The organism is Flavobacterium sp. HNIBRBA15423 (genome assembly GCF_052655965.1).
Map to the genome: position 1 here is coordinate 595,393 of NZ_CP199751.1, position 13,636 is coordinate 609,028.

Annotated in this window: 27 protein-coding genes; all 27 read left to right on the forward strand. The window is 32.7% G+C overall.

The features are described from left to right. The 27 genes from rplW (at position 1) to carA (ending at position 13,595) form a co-directional block, all read left to right on the forward strand. Positions 1-291, forward strand: a complete 291-nt coding sequence (gene rplW / locus ACULEV_RS02560) for a 50S ribosomal protein L23 (protein ID WP_445457122.1) — start codon at positions 1-3, stop codon at positions 289-291. Between the two features lie 6 nt (positions 292-297). After that, the gene (gene rplB, locus ACULEV_RS02565; protein ID WP_445457123.1) at positions 298-1,122 is read left to right on the forward strand and encodes a 50S ribosomal protein L2; all 825 of its coding nucleotides are present in this window, start codon (positions 298-300) and stop codon (positions 1,120-1,122) included. A 10-nt stretch (positions 1,123-1,132) separates the two neighbouring features. Next, positions 1,133-1,411, forward strand: coding sequence for a 30S ribosomal protein S19 (rpsS, locus tag ACULEV_RS02570; RefSeq protein ID WP_045968430.1), 279 nt, complete (start codon positions 1,133-1,135; stop codon positions 1,409-1,411). A 9-nt stretch (positions 1,412-1,420) separates the two neighbouring features. Beyond that, entirely contained in the window at positions 1,421-1,831 is a 411-nt protein-coding gene (rplV, locus tag ACULEV_RS02575; protein WP_445457124.1) for a 50S ribosomal protein L22, read from the forward strand. A gap of 8 nt (positions 1,832-1,839) precedes the next feature. Then, positions 1,840-2,565, forward strand: a complete 726-nt coding sequence (rpsC, locus tag ACULEV_RS02580; protein ID WP_445457125.1) for a 30S ribosomal protein S3 — start codon at positions 1,840-1,842, stop codon at positions 2,563-2,565. Between the two features lie 20 nt (positions 2,566-2,585). Further along, the gene (gene rplP, locus ACULEV_RS02585; RefSeq protein WP_140962404.1) at positions 2,586-3,005 is read left to right on the forward strand and encodes a 50S ribosomal protein L16; all 420 of its coding nucleotides are present in this window, start codon (positions 2,586-2,588) and stop codon (positions 3,003-3,005) included. Positions 3,006-3,017: 12 nt separating this feature from the next. After that, positions 3,018-3,209, forward strand: a complete 192-nt coding sequence (rpmC, locus tag ACULEV_RS02590) for a 50S ribosomal protein L29 (protein ID WP_445457126.1) — start codon at positions 3,018-3,020, stop codon at positions 3,207-3,209. Positions 3,210-3,226: 17 nt separating this feature from the next. Next, positions 3,227-3,484, forward strand: a complete 258-nt coding sequence (rpsQ, locus tag ACULEV_RS02595; RefSeq protein WP_045968420.1) for a 30S ribosomal protein S17 — start codon at positions 3,227-3,229, stop codon at positions 3,482-3,484. Between the two features lie 2 nt (positions 3,485-3,486). Next, on the forward strand, positions 3,487-3,855 hold the full coding sequence (gene rplN, locus ACULEV_RS02600) for a 50S ribosomal protein L14 (protein WP_007803649.1): 369 nt from the start codon (positions 3,487-3,489) through the stop codon (positions 3,853-3,855). An 11-nt stretch (positions 3,856-3,866) separates the two neighbouring features. After that, complete coding sequence (rplX, locus tag ACULEV_RS02605; protein WP_445458512.1) at positions 3,867-4,181, forward strand: 50S ribosomal protein L24; 315 nt, start codon at positions 3,867-3,869, stop codon at positions 4,179-4,181. 2 nt (positions 4,182-4,183) lie between these two features. Next, a complete protein-coding gene (gene rplE, locus ACULEV_RS02610) occupies positions 4,184-4,735 on the forward strand; it encodes a 50S ribosomal protein L5 (protein WP_445457127.1) in 552 nt (183 codons plus the stop codon). A 3-nt stretch (positions 4,736-4,738) separates the two neighbouring features. Further along, positions 4,739-5,008 (forward strand): 30S ribosomal protein S14, encoded by a 270-nt coding sequence (rpsN, locus tag ACULEV_RS02615; RefSeq protein WP_140962407.1) that lies wholly within the window; start codon positions 4,739-4,741, stop codon positions 5,006-5,008. A gap of 104 nt (positions 5,009-5,112) precedes the next feature. Then, positions 5,113-5,511, forward strand: coding sequence for a 30S ribosomal protein S8 (gene rpsH, locus ACULEV_RS02620; protein ID WP_140962408.1), 399 nt, complete (start codon positions 5,113-5,115; stop codon positions 5,509-5,511). Between the two features lie 16 nt (positions 5,512-5,527). Further along, positions 5,528-6,070 (forward strand): 50S ribosomal protein L6, encoded by a 543-nt coding sequence (gene rplF / locus ACULEV_RS02625; RefSeq protein ID WP_445457128.1) that lies wholly within the window; start codon positions 5,528-5,530, stop codon positions 6,068-6,070. An 11-nt stretch (positions 6,071-6,081) separates the two neighbouring features. Next, positions 6,082-6,432 carry a 50S ribosomal protein L18 gene (gene rplR, locus ACULEV_RS02630; RefSeq protein WP_445457129.1) on the forward strand — a complete coding sequence of 117 codons (351 nt, stop codon included), beginning with the start codon at positions 6,082-6,084 and terminating at the stop codon, positions 6,430-6,432. Between the two features lie 6 nt (positions 6,433-6,438). Next, positions 6,439-6,963, forward strand: coding sequence for a 30S ribosomal protein S5 (gene rpsE / locus ACULEV_RS02635; RefSeq protein WP_140962411.1), 525 nt, complete (start codon positions 6,439-6,441; stop codon positions 6,961-6,963). A 14-nt stretch (positions 6,964-6,977) separates the two neighbouring features. Then, positions 6,978-7,160 (forward strand): 50S ribosomal protein L30, encoded by a 183-nt coding sequence (gene rpmD / locus ACULEV_RS02640; RefSeq protein WP_445457130.1) that lies wholly within the window; start codon positions 6,978-6,980, stop codon positions 7,158-7,160. Positions 7,161-7,171: 11 nt separating this feature from the next. After that, positions 7,172-7,624, forward strand: coding sequence for a 50S ribosomal protein L15 (gene rplO / locus ACULEV_RS02645; RefSeq protein ID WP_445457131.1), 453 nt, complete (start codon positions 7,172-7,174; stop codon positions 7,622-7,624). 13 nt (positions 7,625-7,637) lie between these two features. Continuing rightward, positions 7,638-8,981, forward strand: a complete 1,344-nt coding sequence (gene secY, locus ACULEV_RS02650) for a preprotein translocase subunit SecY (RefSeq protein ID WP_445457132.1) — start codon at positions 7,638-7,640, stop codon at positions 8,979-8,981. Between the two features lie 10 nt (positions 8,982-8,991). Beyond that, positions 8,992-9,207: a translation initiation factor IF-1 gene (gene infA / locus ACULEV_RS02655; RefSeq protein ID WP_045968400.1), complete on the forward strand. Its 216-nt coding sequence runs from the start codon at positions 8,992-8,994 to the stop codon at positions 9,205-9,207. A 10-nt stretch (positions 9,208-9,217) separates the two neighbouring features. Beyond that, entirely contained in the window at positions 9,218-9,334 is a 117-nt protein-coding gene (gene ykgO, locus ACULEV_RS02660; RefSeq protein WP_002987490.1) for a type B 50S ribosomal protein L36, read from the forward strand. Positions 9,335-9,336: 2 nt separating this feature from the next. Continuing rightward, entirely contained in the window at positions 9,337-9,711 is a 375-nt protein-coding gene (gene rpsM, locus ACULEV_RS02665; protein ID WP_445457133.1) for a 30S ribosomal protein S13, read from the forward strand. A gap of 12 nt (positions 9,712-9,723) precedes the next feature. Next, on the forward strand, positions 9,724-10,107 hold the full coding sequence (rpsK, locus tag ACULEV_RS02670) for a 30S ribosomal protein S11 (protein WP_130734256.1): 384 nt from the start codon (positions 9,724-9,726) through the stop codon (positions 10,105-10,107). 86 nt (positions 10,108-10,193) lie between these two features. Further along, positions 10,194-10,799, forward strand: coding sequence for a 30S ribosomal protein S4 (gene rpsD, locus ACULEV_RS02675; RefSeq protein ID WP_445457134.1), 606 nt, complete (start codon positions 10,194-10,196; stop codon positions 10,797-10,799). A 20-nt stretch (positions 10,800-10,819) separates the two neighbouring features. Beyond that, positions 10,820-11,812: a DNA-directed RNA polymerase subunit alpha gene (locus tag ACULEV_RS02680; RefSeq protein ID WP_445457135.1), complete on the forward strand. Its 993-nt coding sequence runs from the start codon at positions 10,820-10,822 to the stop codon at positions 11,810-11,812. A gap of 62 nt (positions 11,813-11,874) precedes the next feature. Beyond that, entirely contained in the window at positions 11,875-12,369 is a 495-nt protein-coding gene (rplQ, locus tag ACULEV_RS02685; RefSeq protein WP_445457136.1) for a 50S ribosomal protein L17, read from the forward strand. A gap of 116 nt (positions 12,370-12,485) precedes the next feature. Next, on the forward strand, positions 12,486-13,595 hold the full coding sequence (gene carA, locus ACULEV_RS02690; protein ID WP_445457137.1) for a glutamine-hydrolyzing carbamoyl-phosphate synthase small subunit: 1,110 nt from the start codon (positions 12,486-12,488) through the stop codon (positions 13,593-13,595). Positions 13,596-13,636: the final 41 nt, after the last annotated feature.

Sequence of the window (13,636 nt, forward strand, 5' to 3'; positions counted from 1 at the left end):
ATGAGTATCATTATTAAGCCTATTATAACTGAAAAAATAACTAAAGATGGTGAAATTTTTAACCGTTTTGGTTTTGTAGTTGATAAAAAAGCAAATAAAATTCAAATCAAAAATGCAGTTGAAGCTGCATATGGTGTGAATGTTGTTGGTGTAAATACAATGAATTACAGAGCTGATAGATCGGTTAAATATACTAAAAGTGGTTTGATCAGTGGGAAAACAAACGCTTATAAAAAAGCAGTTGTTCAAGTTCAAGAAGGAGAAACAATAGATTTTTATAATAATATCTAATAGAAAATGTCAGTTAGAAAATTAAAACCTATTACCCCGGGTCAGCGTTTTAGAGTTGTGAATAGCTTTGACACTATTACAACTGATAAGCCGGAGCGTTCTTTGATCGCACCGAAAAAAAACTCTGGAGGTAGAAATAGTCAAGGAAAAATGACCATGCGTTATATTGGTGGTGGTCATAAACAAAAATATCGTATCATTGATTTTAAGAGAACAAAAGTAGGGGTTCCTGCTATTGTTAAAACTATTGAATACGATCCAAATCGTTCAGCTTTTATTTCATTATTAGCATATGCTGATGGAGAAAAGACTTATATTATCGCTCAAAATGGTTTACAAGTTGGACAAACCGTAGTTTCTGGTGCAGATGCGTCTCCAGAAATTGGAAACACATTGCCTTTAAGTAAAATTCCTTTAGGTACAGTTATTTCTTGTATCGAATTAAGACCTGGTCAAGGAGCTGTTATTGCTCGTTCTGCAGGTACTTTTGCGCAATTAATGGCAAGAGATGGTAAATATGCAACAATAAAAATGCCTTCAGGTGAGACGAGATTAATCTTGTTAACTTGTTCGGCTACTATTGGAGCTGTATCAAATTCTGATCATCAATTGATTGTTTCTGGTAAAGCTGGTAGATCAAGATGGTTAGGAAGAAGACCTAGAACAAGACCTGTTGCGATGAACCCGGTTGATCACCCAATGGGTGGTGGAGAAGGACGTTCTTCTGGAGGTCATCCACGTTCAAGAAAAGGTTTACCTGCTAAGGGTTATAGAACTCGTTCTAAAGTTAACCCAAGTAATAAGTATATTGTAGAACGTAGAAAGAAATAATTAGATAAACATGGCACGTTCATTAAAAAAAGGACCTTATGTTCACTATAAATTAGAGAAAAAAGTTCAAGAAAATATAGAGAAAGATAATAAAGCTGTTATCAAGACTTGGTCAAGAGCTTCTATGATTACTCCAGATTTTGTTGGTCAAACTATTGCAGTGCATAATGGTCGTCAATTTGTACCAGTTTACGTAACAGAAAACATGGTAGGGCATAAATTAGGGGAATTTTCACCAACAAGATCTTTTAGAGGTCACGCTGGTGCAAAAAATAAAGGTAAAAAATAATAAGAAGCTATGGGAGTTCGTAAAAGAGAAAGAGCAGAGCAGATTAAAGAAGCAAAAACACAAGTGGCTTTTGCTAAATTAAATAACTGCCCTACTTCACCAAGAAAAATGCGCATTGTAGCAGATTTAGTTAGAGGTCAGAAAGTAGAATTAGCTCTTAATATATTAAGATTTAATAGTAAAGAAGCTTCTAGAAAATTAGAAAAATTGTTATTATCTGCTATCAATAATTTTGAGCAGAAAAATGCAGAAACTAGTGTAGAAGAAGCAGGCTTGTTTGTAAAAGAGATTAGAGTGGATGGTGGAATGATGTTGAAAAGATTACGTCCAGCGCCACAAGGTCGTGCACACAGAATTAGAAAACGCTCAAATCACGTTACTATCGTGTTGGGTTCAAACAATAACACACAAAGCAATTAATAAACAGTATGGGACAAAAGACAAATCCAATTGGAAATAGACTTGGTATCATCAGAGGATGGGACTCAAACTGGTATGGAGGAAATGATTATGGTGATAAAATCGCAGAAGATTTTAAAATCAGAAAATATATCCATGCGCGTTTATCAAAAGCTAGTGTATCTAAAGTAATTATCGAAAGAACTTTGAAGCTTGTAACCGTTACTATCACTACTGCTAGACCTGGTATTATTATCGGTAAAGGTGGTCAAGAGGTAGACAAGTTAAAAGAAGAACTTAAGAAAATTACTGACAAAGAAATTCAAATCAACATATTTGAAATTAAAAGACCTGAGATTGATGCTTATTTAGTTGCAAACAGTATCGCACGTCAAATTGAAAGCAGGATTTCATACAGAAGAGCTATTAAAATGGCTATTGCGGCTGCAATGAGAATGAACGCTGAAGGTATTAAAGTTTTAATTTCAGGGCGTTTAAATGGTGCTGAAATGGCACGATCTGAAGGCTTTAAAGATGGTAGAATTCCTTTGTCAACTTTCAGAGCTGATATTGATTATGCATTAGCTGAAGCTCACACTACTTATGGTAGAATGGGAATCAAAGTATGGATAATGAAAGGTGAGGTTTATGGTAAAAGAGATCTTTCTCCGTTAGTAGGTATGGACAAACAAAAGTCTAAATCTTCAGGGTCTCCAAAAAGAGATGGTAAGCCAAACAGAAGCAAAAGAAAGTAATTTTTTAAACTTAAGAAAAAATGTTACAGCCTAAAAGAACAAAATACCGAAAGGTACAGAAGGGTAGAATGAAAGGTGTTTCTCAAAGAGGACACGAGCTTTCTAATGGTATGTTTGGAATAAAATCTTTAGAATCAACTTTCATTACTTCTCGTCAAATAGAAGCAGCTCGTATTGCTGCAACTCGTTTTATGAAAAGAGAAGGTCAATTATGGATTAAAATATTTCCAGATAAACCTATAACAAAGAAACCTCTTGAAGTACGTATGGGTAAAGGTAAAGGTGCAGTTGAGTATTGGGCTGCAGTTGTAAAACCTGGAAGAATTATGTTTGAAGTTGGAGGTGTTCCTCTATCAGTTGCTAAAGAGGCTTTACGTCTTGCTGCACAAAAACTTCCAGTTAAAACTAAGTTTGTCGTTGCTAGAGATTTCGAAGCATAATCAAAAAATATTATGAAACAATCAGAAATAAATAATCTATCTGCAGCTGAGTTACAACAAAAACTTAGTGAGTTAAAGAGAACGTATGCTGAATTAAAAACAGCTCATACTATTTCTCCAATAGAGAATCCTCTTCAAATAAAAACTATTAGAAGAGCTGTTGCTAGAATTGCAACAGAAATAACTAAAAGAGAGTTACAATAATTGTATTCTGCTGAAAGATGGAAAAAAGAAATTTAAGAAAAGAAAGAGTTGGTGTAGTTACTAGCAACAAAATGGAGAAATCTATTGTTGTTTCTGAGACAAGAAGAGTAAAACACCCTTTATACGGTAAGTTCGTGTTAAAAACAAAAAAATATGTTGCACACGACGAAACAAATGACTGTAACATTGGTGATACTGTAAAGATCATGGAGACAAGACCTTTAAGTAAATCAAAATGTTGGAGATTAGTTGAAATCATTGAAAGAGCTAAGTAACCATGGTACAACAAGAATCAAGATTAAAAGTAGCAGATAACACGGGAGCTAAAGAAGTTTTAACTATTCGTGTTTTAGGAGGAACGAAACGTCGTTATGCCTCTGTTGGAGATAAGATTGTAGTTTCAATAAAAGATGCAACACCAAACGGAAACGTAAAAAAAGGTGCTGTTTCAACTGCAGTTGTTGTACGTACTAAAAAAGAAGTGAGAAGAGCTGATGGATCTTATATTCGTTTTGACGATAACGCATGTGTATTGTTAAACGCTGCAGGTGAAATGAGAGGAACTCGTGTTTTTGGTCCAGTTGCAAGAGAACTTCGTGAAAAACAATTCATGAAAATTGTATCATTAGCACCAGAGGTGCTTTAATTCTAAAGATGATGACAAAGCTAAAAATCAAATCTGGAGATGTAGTAAAAGTGATTGCTGGTGACCATAAAGGGTCAGAAGGAACAATTTTACGCGTAATCCGTGACAAAAATAAAGCGATAGTTGAAGGAATAAACATGGTTTCAAAACATACAAAACCAAGTGCAAAAAACCCTCAAGGAGGTATCGTTAAGAAAGAAGCTCCAATACATATTTCTAACTTATCTTTAATTGATCCGAAATCGAAATCAATTACTAAAGTTGGTTATAAAATAGAAGGAGATAAGAAAGTAAGGGTTTCAAAAAAATCTAATCAAGTATTATAGTAATGGCTTATATACCTAGATTAAAAGAAGAATATAAGAGTAGAGTAATCTCTGCTCTTACTGAAGAGTTCGGTTACAAAAATGTAATGCAAGTTCCAAAACTTGAAAAAATCATTGTAAGCCGTGGAGTTGGTGCAGCAGTATCTGATAAAAAATTAGTTGATTATGCTGTTGAAGAAATAACAAAAATTACTGGACAAAAAGCAGTAGCTACAATTTCTAAGAAAGATGTTGCGTCTTTTAAATTAAGAAAAGGTATGCCGATTGGTGCTAAAGTAACTTTACGTGGAGAAAGAATGTATGAATTCTTAGATAGATTGATTACTTCTTCTTTACCTCGTGTAAGAGATTTTGGAGGTATTAAATCAACTGGTTTTGACGGAAGAGGTAATTATAACTTAGGAGTTTTAGAACAAATCATTTTCCCTGAAATTGATATTGATAAAGTAAATAAAATTTCTGGTTTTGATATTACTTTTGTTACTTCTGCAAATACAGATAAAGAAGCAAAATCATTATTGTCAGAATTAGGTTTACCTTTTAAAAAGAATTAAGATATGGCTAAAGAATCAATGAAAGCCCGTGAGGCGAAAAGAGAAGCATTAGTAGCTAAATATGCAGATAAAAGAAAAGCTTTAAAAGAAGCTGGAGATTATGAAGCATTACAAAAATTGCCTAAAAACGCATCTCCTGTTCGTTTGCACAATCGTTGTAAGTTAACTGGAAGACCAAGAGGTTATATGCGTCAGTTTGGTCTTTCTCGTGTTACTTTCCGTGAAATGGCTAACCAAGGATTAATTCCAGGTGTTAAAAAAGCATCTTGGTAATATCGCAATTTTTTTATACCTTTGCAATCCAAAAAATAATTTTAATTGGTTAAAGGTTCATTTGGTGAGTACCCTATGAAAACCGTAGCCGCAAATTTATACATATGTATACAGATCCAATTGCAGATTTTCTTACTAGAGTTAGAAATGCAGTTAGAGCAAATCACAAGATTGTTGAGATTCCAGCTTCTAACTTGAAAAAAGAAATCACAAAAATTTTATTTGATCAAGGATATATTTTAAGTTACAAATTTGATGATAGTTCAGTCCAAGGGACAATCAAAATTGCACTTAAATATGATAAAGAGACTAAAGAGTCTGTTATCAAGGATATCCAAAGAATTAGTAAACCAGGTTTACGTAAATATGCTGGCTCTACTAAATTACCTAGAATTTTAAATGGTTTAGGTGTTGCTATTGTTTCAACTTCTAAAGGTGTTATGACTGGTAAGCAAGCTAAACAGCTTAATGTTGGTGGGGAAGTAATTTGTTACGTATATTAATAATAAAGACGAAAGAATGTCAAGAATAGGTAAAAATCCAGTTGCAATTCCAGCAGGAGTAACCGTAGAGGTGAAAGATGCTGTTATTACAGTTAAAGGAAAATTAGGCGAGCTTTCTCAGGAATTTTCTGATGTTACAGTGAAAGTTGAAGATAACCAAGTTATCGTTGAGCGTTCATCAGATCATAAGAATGAAAGAGCGAAACATGGACTTTATCGTTCTCTTATAAACAATATGATTATAGGAGTTTCAGAAGGTTTCACAAAACAATTAGAACTTGTAGGTGTTGGATACAGAGCTTCTAATCAAGGTCAAAAACTTGATTTAGCAGTTGGTTTTTCTCACAACATTGTTCTTGAAGTTGTATCAGAAGTTACAGTTGAAACTATATCTGAAAAAGGTAAAAATCCAATAGTAAAATTATCATCATTTGACAAACAATTATTAGGTCAAGTATCTGCTAAAATCAGAGCTTTCCGTAAACCAGAACCTTATAAAGGAAAAGGAATTAAGTTTGTAGGTGAAGTATTAAGAAGAAAAGCAGGTAAATCGGCTTAAAAATTAAGACTATGTCATTAACAAAAACTGAAAGAAGACAAAGAATAAAATTCAGAATTAGAAAGGTTGTTAGCGGAACTGCTGCTCAACCAAGACTAGCTGTATTTAGATCTAATAAAGAAATCTATGCTCAAATCATAGATGACGTTAACGGTGTTACAATAGTTGCAGCATCTTCTCGTGATAAAGAAGTAACTAAAGGTACAAATATTGAAACTGCTAATGCAGTAGGAAAATTAGTAGCTGAAAAGGCTCTTAAAGCAGGTGTAACTAATATCTCTTTTGATAGAGGTGGATATTTATACCATGGTCGTGTAAAATCATTAGCTGAAGGAGCAAGAGAAGCTGGACTTAAATTCTAAGAAATTATGTATCAAAAGTATAAAAATGTAGAGCTAGTAAAACCAAGTGGTCTTGAATTAAAAGATCGTTTGGTAAGTGTAAACCGTGTGACGAAAGTTACTAAAGGTGGTAGAGCATTTGGATTTTCTGCTATTGTTGTAGTAGGAGACGAGAATGGTGTTGTTGGTCATGGGTTAGGAAAGTCTAAAGATGTTTCTGAAGCAATTGCAAAAGCAGTGGAAGACGCTAAGAAGAATCTTGTTAGAATTCCATTGAACAGTGCAACTGTTCCTCATGAGCAAAAAGGAAAATTTGGTGGAGCAAGAGTGTTTTTAATGCCTGCTTCTCATGGTACTGGAGTGATTGCTGGTGGTGCTGTGCGTGCGGTATTAGAATCAGTTGGAGTACATGATGTATTGTCAAAATCTCAAGGTTCATCAAATCCTCATAACGTTGTTAAAGCTACTTTTGATGCTTTATTACAAATGAGAAGTGCTTTAACTGTTGCTAAGCAAAGAGGAGTTTCTCTAGATAAAGTATTTAAAAGTTAAAAATTCAAGGAAAGATGGCAAAAATTTTTGTAAAACAAGTTAGAAGTAAAATCAATTGTCCTGAAACTCAAAAGAGAACATTAGAATCTTTGGGGTTAAGAAAATTAGGACAAGTTGTTGAGCATGACGCAAGTCCTGCTGTCCTTGGAATGGTAAATAAAGTTAAACACTTAGTTTCTGTTGAAGAAACTAAATAATAATATTCGTTATGAATTTAAGTAACTTACAACCAGCTGAAGGTTCAGTTCACAACCAAAATAAAAGATTAGGTAGAGGAGAAGGTTCTGGTAAAGGTGGTACTGCTGCTAGAGGACACAAAGGAGCTAAATCTCGTTCTGGTTATTCAAAGAAAATTGGTTTTGAAGGAGGTCAAATGCCTCTTCAAAGACGTGTACCTAAGTTTGGTTTTAAAAATATTAATAGAGTTGAATATCAAGGAATTAATCTTGATACTATTCAATCTCTAGTTGATAATGGTGTTATTACTGATTCTTTAGATTTATCAGTAATAATAGATAGTCGTTTGGCTACAAAAAATAGCTTAGTAAAGATTTTAGGAAGAGGTGAGCTAAAGGCTAAACTTAAAGTAAGTGCTCACAAATTTACTGCTACTGCAAAGGCGGCTATTGAAGCTGCTGGTGGAGAAGTCGTAACTTTATAATCCTTTTAGTAAAATGAAGAAATTTATAGATTCATTAGTTAATGTTTGGAAAATTGAAGAGTTAAAAAATAGAATTTTATTAACTCTAGGCTTGTTATTAGTGTATCGTTTTGGTGCACAAGTAACACTTCCTGGTATTGACGCTACTAAATTAGGAAATCTTACTAATCAAACTGATCAAGGTATTGGATGGTTAATTAATGTATTTACAGGAGGCGCGTTTTCACAAGCCTCTGTATTTGCATTAGGTATCATGCCTTATATTTCAGCATCTATTGTTGTTCAATTAATGGGTATTGCTATACCTTATTTACAAAAATTACAAAAAGATGGTGAAAGTGGTAGAAAGAAAATCAACCAAATAACAAGATGGTTAACTATCTTAATAACATTGGTACAAGGGCCAGGTTATATATATAATTTATATACGACTTTACCTCCAGATGCTTTTTTATTAGGATTTACATCGTTTTCATTCTTATTTTCTTCTGTTTTAATCTTAGTTACAGGTACAATTTTTGCTATGTGGTTAGGAGAGAAAATTACAGATAAAGGTATTGGAAATGGTATTTCTTTGTTAATTATGGTTGGTATTATAGCAAGAATGCCACAAGCATTTATACAAGAAATCAGTTCTAGAACAATTCAAGCTAATGGTGGTATTATGATGATTGTACTTGAAGTAGTTCTTTGGTTTATTATTATTATTGCTTGTATATTACTTGTAATGGCTGTAAGAAAGATTCCTGTTCAATATGCAAGGAGAACTGTTTCTGGTGATTTTGAACAAGACATGATGGGGTCAAGACAATTCATCCCACTTAAGCTTAATGCATCTGGTGTTATGCCAATTATTTTCGCTCAAGCAATCATGTTTATCCCTGCTGCAGTTTCAGGATTGTCTAAATCTGATACAGCTCAATCTTTAGCTGGAATGTTTAATAATCCTTTTGGATTAGTTTATAATATAGTATTTGCATTGTTAATTATTATTTTTACGTATTTTTACACCGCAATTACTGTTCCAACTAATAAAATGGCTGATGATTTGAAAAGAAGTGGTGGTTTTATCCCTGGTATTAGACCAGGTGTTGAAACTGGAGATTACCTAGATAAAATTATGTCTTTAATTACTTTTCCAGGATCTTTATTCTTAGCTTTAATAGCAGTTTTTCCTGCTGTTGTAGTTAGCTTATTGAAAGTGCAAGGTGCATGGGGTTATTTTTATGGAGGTACTTCTTTATTAATTATGGTAGGAGTTGCAATTGATACTATTCAACAAATAAATTCTTATTTATTGAATAAGCACTATGATGGATTGATGAAGACAGGTAAAAATAGAAAAGCAGTAGCTTAAATTATTTTTTATGGCAAAACAATCAGCAATAGAACAAGACGGAACAATAGTAGAAGCATTATCTAATGCTATGTTTCGTGTAGAATTAGAAAACGGACATGTTGTAATTGCTCATATTTCTGGTAAAATGCGTATGCATTACATTAAATTGTTACCAGGAGATAAGGTAAAACTTGAAATGAGCCCTTACGATTTAACAAAAGCAAGAATTACATATAGATACTAAAGCTAGTAAAATGAAAGTAAGAGCATCAGTAAAAAAGAGAAGTGCCGAGTGCATTATAGTACGTAGAAAAGGAAGATTATACGTGATTAACAAAAAGAATCCTAGATTTAAACAAAGACAAGGATAATTATGGCAAGAATTGCAGGGGTAGATATACCTAAACAGAAAAGAGGAGTTATTGCTTTAACATACATATTTGGTATTGGCAGTAGCAGAGCTAAAGATATTTTAGCCAAAGCTCAAGTTAGTGAAGATAAAAAAGTTCAAGATTGGAATGATGATGAAATCAGCGCGATTCGTGATGCTGTTTCTTATTTCAAGATTGAAGGTGAATTGCGTTCAGAAATCCAATTAAACATCAAGCGTTTAATGGATATTGGATGTCAAAGAGGAATTCGTCATAGAGCTGGACTTCCATTAAGAGGTCAAAGAACTAAAAATAACTCTAGAACTAGAAAAGGTAAAAGAAAAACTGTTGCTAACAAGAAAAAAGCAACTAAATAATAAGTAAGTAATATGGCTAAGGCAACAACAAAAAAACGTAAAGTTATCGTTGAATCTACAGGAGAAGCACATATTAATGCTACTTTCAATAATATCATTATTTCTTTGACAAATAAGAAAGGTGAAGTTATTTCTTGGTCTTCAGCTGGTAAAATGGGCTTTAGAGGTTCTAAAAAGAATACTCCATATGCGGCTCAAATGGCAGCAGAAGATTGTACTAAAGTAGCACTAGAGGCTGGACTAAAAAAGGTAAAAGTTTACGTTAAAGGTCCAGGAAACGGAAGAGAATCAGCAATACGTTCAATTCACAATGGTGGAATTGAAGTGTCTGAAATTATCGACGTTACTCCAATGCCTCATAACGGATGTAGACCTCCTAAGAGAAGAAGAGTTTAATTTTTAAGTATAAACACAAGGTAGAATAACGATTATCGAAGGATATATGACCTGAATTCATAATCATTACCTTAATAATTTTTAAAATGGCAAGATATACTGGTCCAAAAACAAAAATTGCTCGTAAATTTGGCGAAGCAATATTCGGAGAAGACAAAGCCTTCGAAAAAAGAAATTACCCTCCAGGGCAACATGGTTTAGCAAAGAAAAGAGGTAAAAAATCTGAGTATGCTGTTCAATTAATGGAAAAGCAAAAAGCCAAATATACTTATGGTATTTTAGAGCGTCAATTCAGAAATTTATTTGAAAAAGCTTCTGCTGCTTCTGGTGTAACTGGTGAAATCTTATTACAATTATGTGAAGCTCGTTTAGATAACGTAGTTTATAGAATGGGTATTGCTCCTTCTCGTAGAGCTGCTCGTCAAATTGTATCTCATAGACATATTACAGTAAATGGTGAATTGGTAAATGTACCTTCTTATCATTTAAAAGCTGGAGATAAAATAGCTGTTCGTGAAAAATCTAAATCTCTTGAAGCTATTGAAAGATCTTTATCTAATTCTTCTCAAGTTTATGAGTGGATTACATGGAATAACGATACAAAGGAAGGTACTTTTGTTTCTGTTCCTCAAAGACTTCAGATTCCAGAAAATATTAAAGAGCAACTAATCGTTGAGTTGTATAACAAATAAAAACTGACTTTAGTCGAAATATGGCATTATTTAATTTTCAAAAGCCCGATAAAGTTATCATGATCGATTCAACCGATTTTGAAGGTAAATTTGAATTTAGACCTTTAGAACCTGGTTACGGATTGACTGTTGGTAATGCATTAAGAAGAGTTTTACTTTCTTCTCTAGAAGGATACGCTATTACATCTGTTAGAATTGAAGGTGTTGAACATGAGTTTTCAACTATTTCAGGTGTTGTGGAAGATGTTACAGAAATTATCTTAAATTTAAAACAAGTTCGTTTTAAACGTCAAATTGAAGATGTAGATAATGAATCTGTTTCAATTTCTATCTCTGGAAAAGAACAAATAACTGCAGGTGATTTCCAAAAATTCATTTCAGGTTTTCAAGTTTTAAATCCTGATTTTGTAATTTGTAATTTAGATAGTAAAACGACTATCAATATGGAGCTATCTATTGAAAAAGGTAGAGGTTATGTTCCTGCTGAAGAAAACAAAAAGGCAAACGCACCAATAGGTACTATTTATACAGATTCTATTTACACACCAGTAAAGAATGTGAAATATAGTATAGAAAACTTTCGTGTTGAACAAAAAACTGATTATGAAAAATTAGTTTTTGAAATCATTACGGATGGTTCTATTAATCCTAAAGATGCACTAACTGAAGCAGCAAAAACGTTGATTCACCACTTTATGTTGTTTTCAGATGAGAGAATTACACTTGAGGCTGATGAAATCGCTCAAACAGAATCTTATGATGAAGAATCTTTACATATGAGACAGTTGTTAAAAACTAAACTTGTAGATATGGATTTATCTGTTAGAGCTTTAAATTGTTTAAAAGCGGCTGAAGTAGATACACTTGGAGACTTAGTTTCTTTCAATAAAAATGACTTAATGAAGTTCCGTAATTTTGGTAAAAAATCTTTAACAGAACTTGATGAATTAGTTGCTGCTAAAGGTCTTAACTTCGGTATGGATTTAGGTAAATATAAATTAGATAAAGAATAAATTACTTCATATTTTGCTCTCCATAGTGGATCGTAGCAAGATGAAGGTTAAATAGTAAGGTCATGAGACACGGAAAAAAATTCAATCACTTAAGCAGACAAAAAGGACACAGAGCTGCTATGTTGGCTAATATGGCATGTTCTTTAATTGAGCACAAGCGTATTAATACAACTGTTGCAAAAGCAAAAGCTTTAAAACAATTTGTTGAGCCTTTAGTTACAAAATCTAAGGAAGATACTACTCATAATAGACGTATTGTGTTTTCTTATTTAAGAAATAAATATGCAGTAACTGAATTGTTCAGAGAAGTTTCAGCTAAAGTTGGAGATCGACCTGGAGGATATACTCGTATCATTAAAATGGGTAATCGTTTAGGAGATAATGCTGATATGGCAATGATCGAACTTGTTGATTTCAATGAATTATACAATGGTGGTAAAAAAGAAGAGAAAAAAGCTACAACTCGTCGTAGTAGAGCTAAAAAATCTGATGCACCTGTTGCTTCTTCTGAAGCACCAGCTACTGAAACTTCTGAAAACACTGAAGCTACTGAATAATCATGAAAGAATGATTAATAACATAAAAAAGGATAAACTTTCAATAGTTTATCCTTTTTTTATATCTTTTTTTGAAATCATTTTTTTACACTAAATTTGCAGAAACAACACAACTAATGAAATATAATAACAGACCACAAGCTATCTTATTACTTAAAGATGGTACAATTTTTTATGGTAAATCTATAGGTATTGAGGGAACAACTTTTGGAGAGGTTGCTTTTAATACTGGTACTACTGGTTATCAAGAAATTTTTACAGATCCATCTTATTTTGGACAAATAATGGTTACCACTAATGCACATATTGGTAATTATGGAGTGAATGATGAAGATGTAGAATCTAATGGAGTCAAAATTTCTGGTTTGGTATGTAAAAATTTTAGCTTTACTTATTCCCGAGATAATGCCTCAGAAAGTCTATTCGATTACTTAAAAAAACAAAATCTAATTGTTATTTCTGATGTTGATACTAGAGCTCTGGTTAGTTATATTAGAGATAATGGTGCAATGAATGCAATAATTTCTACAGATGGTACTTCAATTGAAGATTTAAAAGGGAAGCTTAACAAAGCTCCAGAAATGAATGGATTGGAATTAGCTTCAAAAGTATCGACTAAAGAGCCTTATTTTTTTGGTAATGAAAATGCAAAATTTAAAATTTCAGCTCTAGATTTAGGTATTAAAACTAATATTTTGAGAAATTTAGCAAATAGAGATTGTTATGTAAAAGTCTTTCCTTATGATGCTAGTTTTGAAGATTTGAAATCTTTTAATCCTGACGGTTATTTTCTTTCAAATGGACCAGGAGATCCAGAACCTTTACATAGTGCGCAAAAAGTTGCAAAGGATATTTTAATGGATAACAAACCTTTGTTTGGAATATGCCTTGGGCATCAAGTAATTGCTTTGGCTAACGGAATTTCAACTTATAAAATGTTTAATGGACATAGAGGAATTAATCACCCAGTAAAGAATTTAATTACTGGTAAAGGTGAAATAACTTCTCAAAATCATGGTTTTGCTGTAGTTAAAGAAGAATTGACAAATCATCCAGAATTTGAATTAACACACGAACATCTTAATGATGGAACGGTTGCTGGTATGAGAATGAAAAATAAAAACTGTTTTTCTGTTCAATATCATCCTGAAGCAAGTCCTGGACCACATGATTCGTCTTATTTATTTGATCAATTTATTGAAAATATTAAATCTTCAGCTAACTAAAACGTTATCGTTTATAAGTTTTTAGAATTTGATAAATTTAT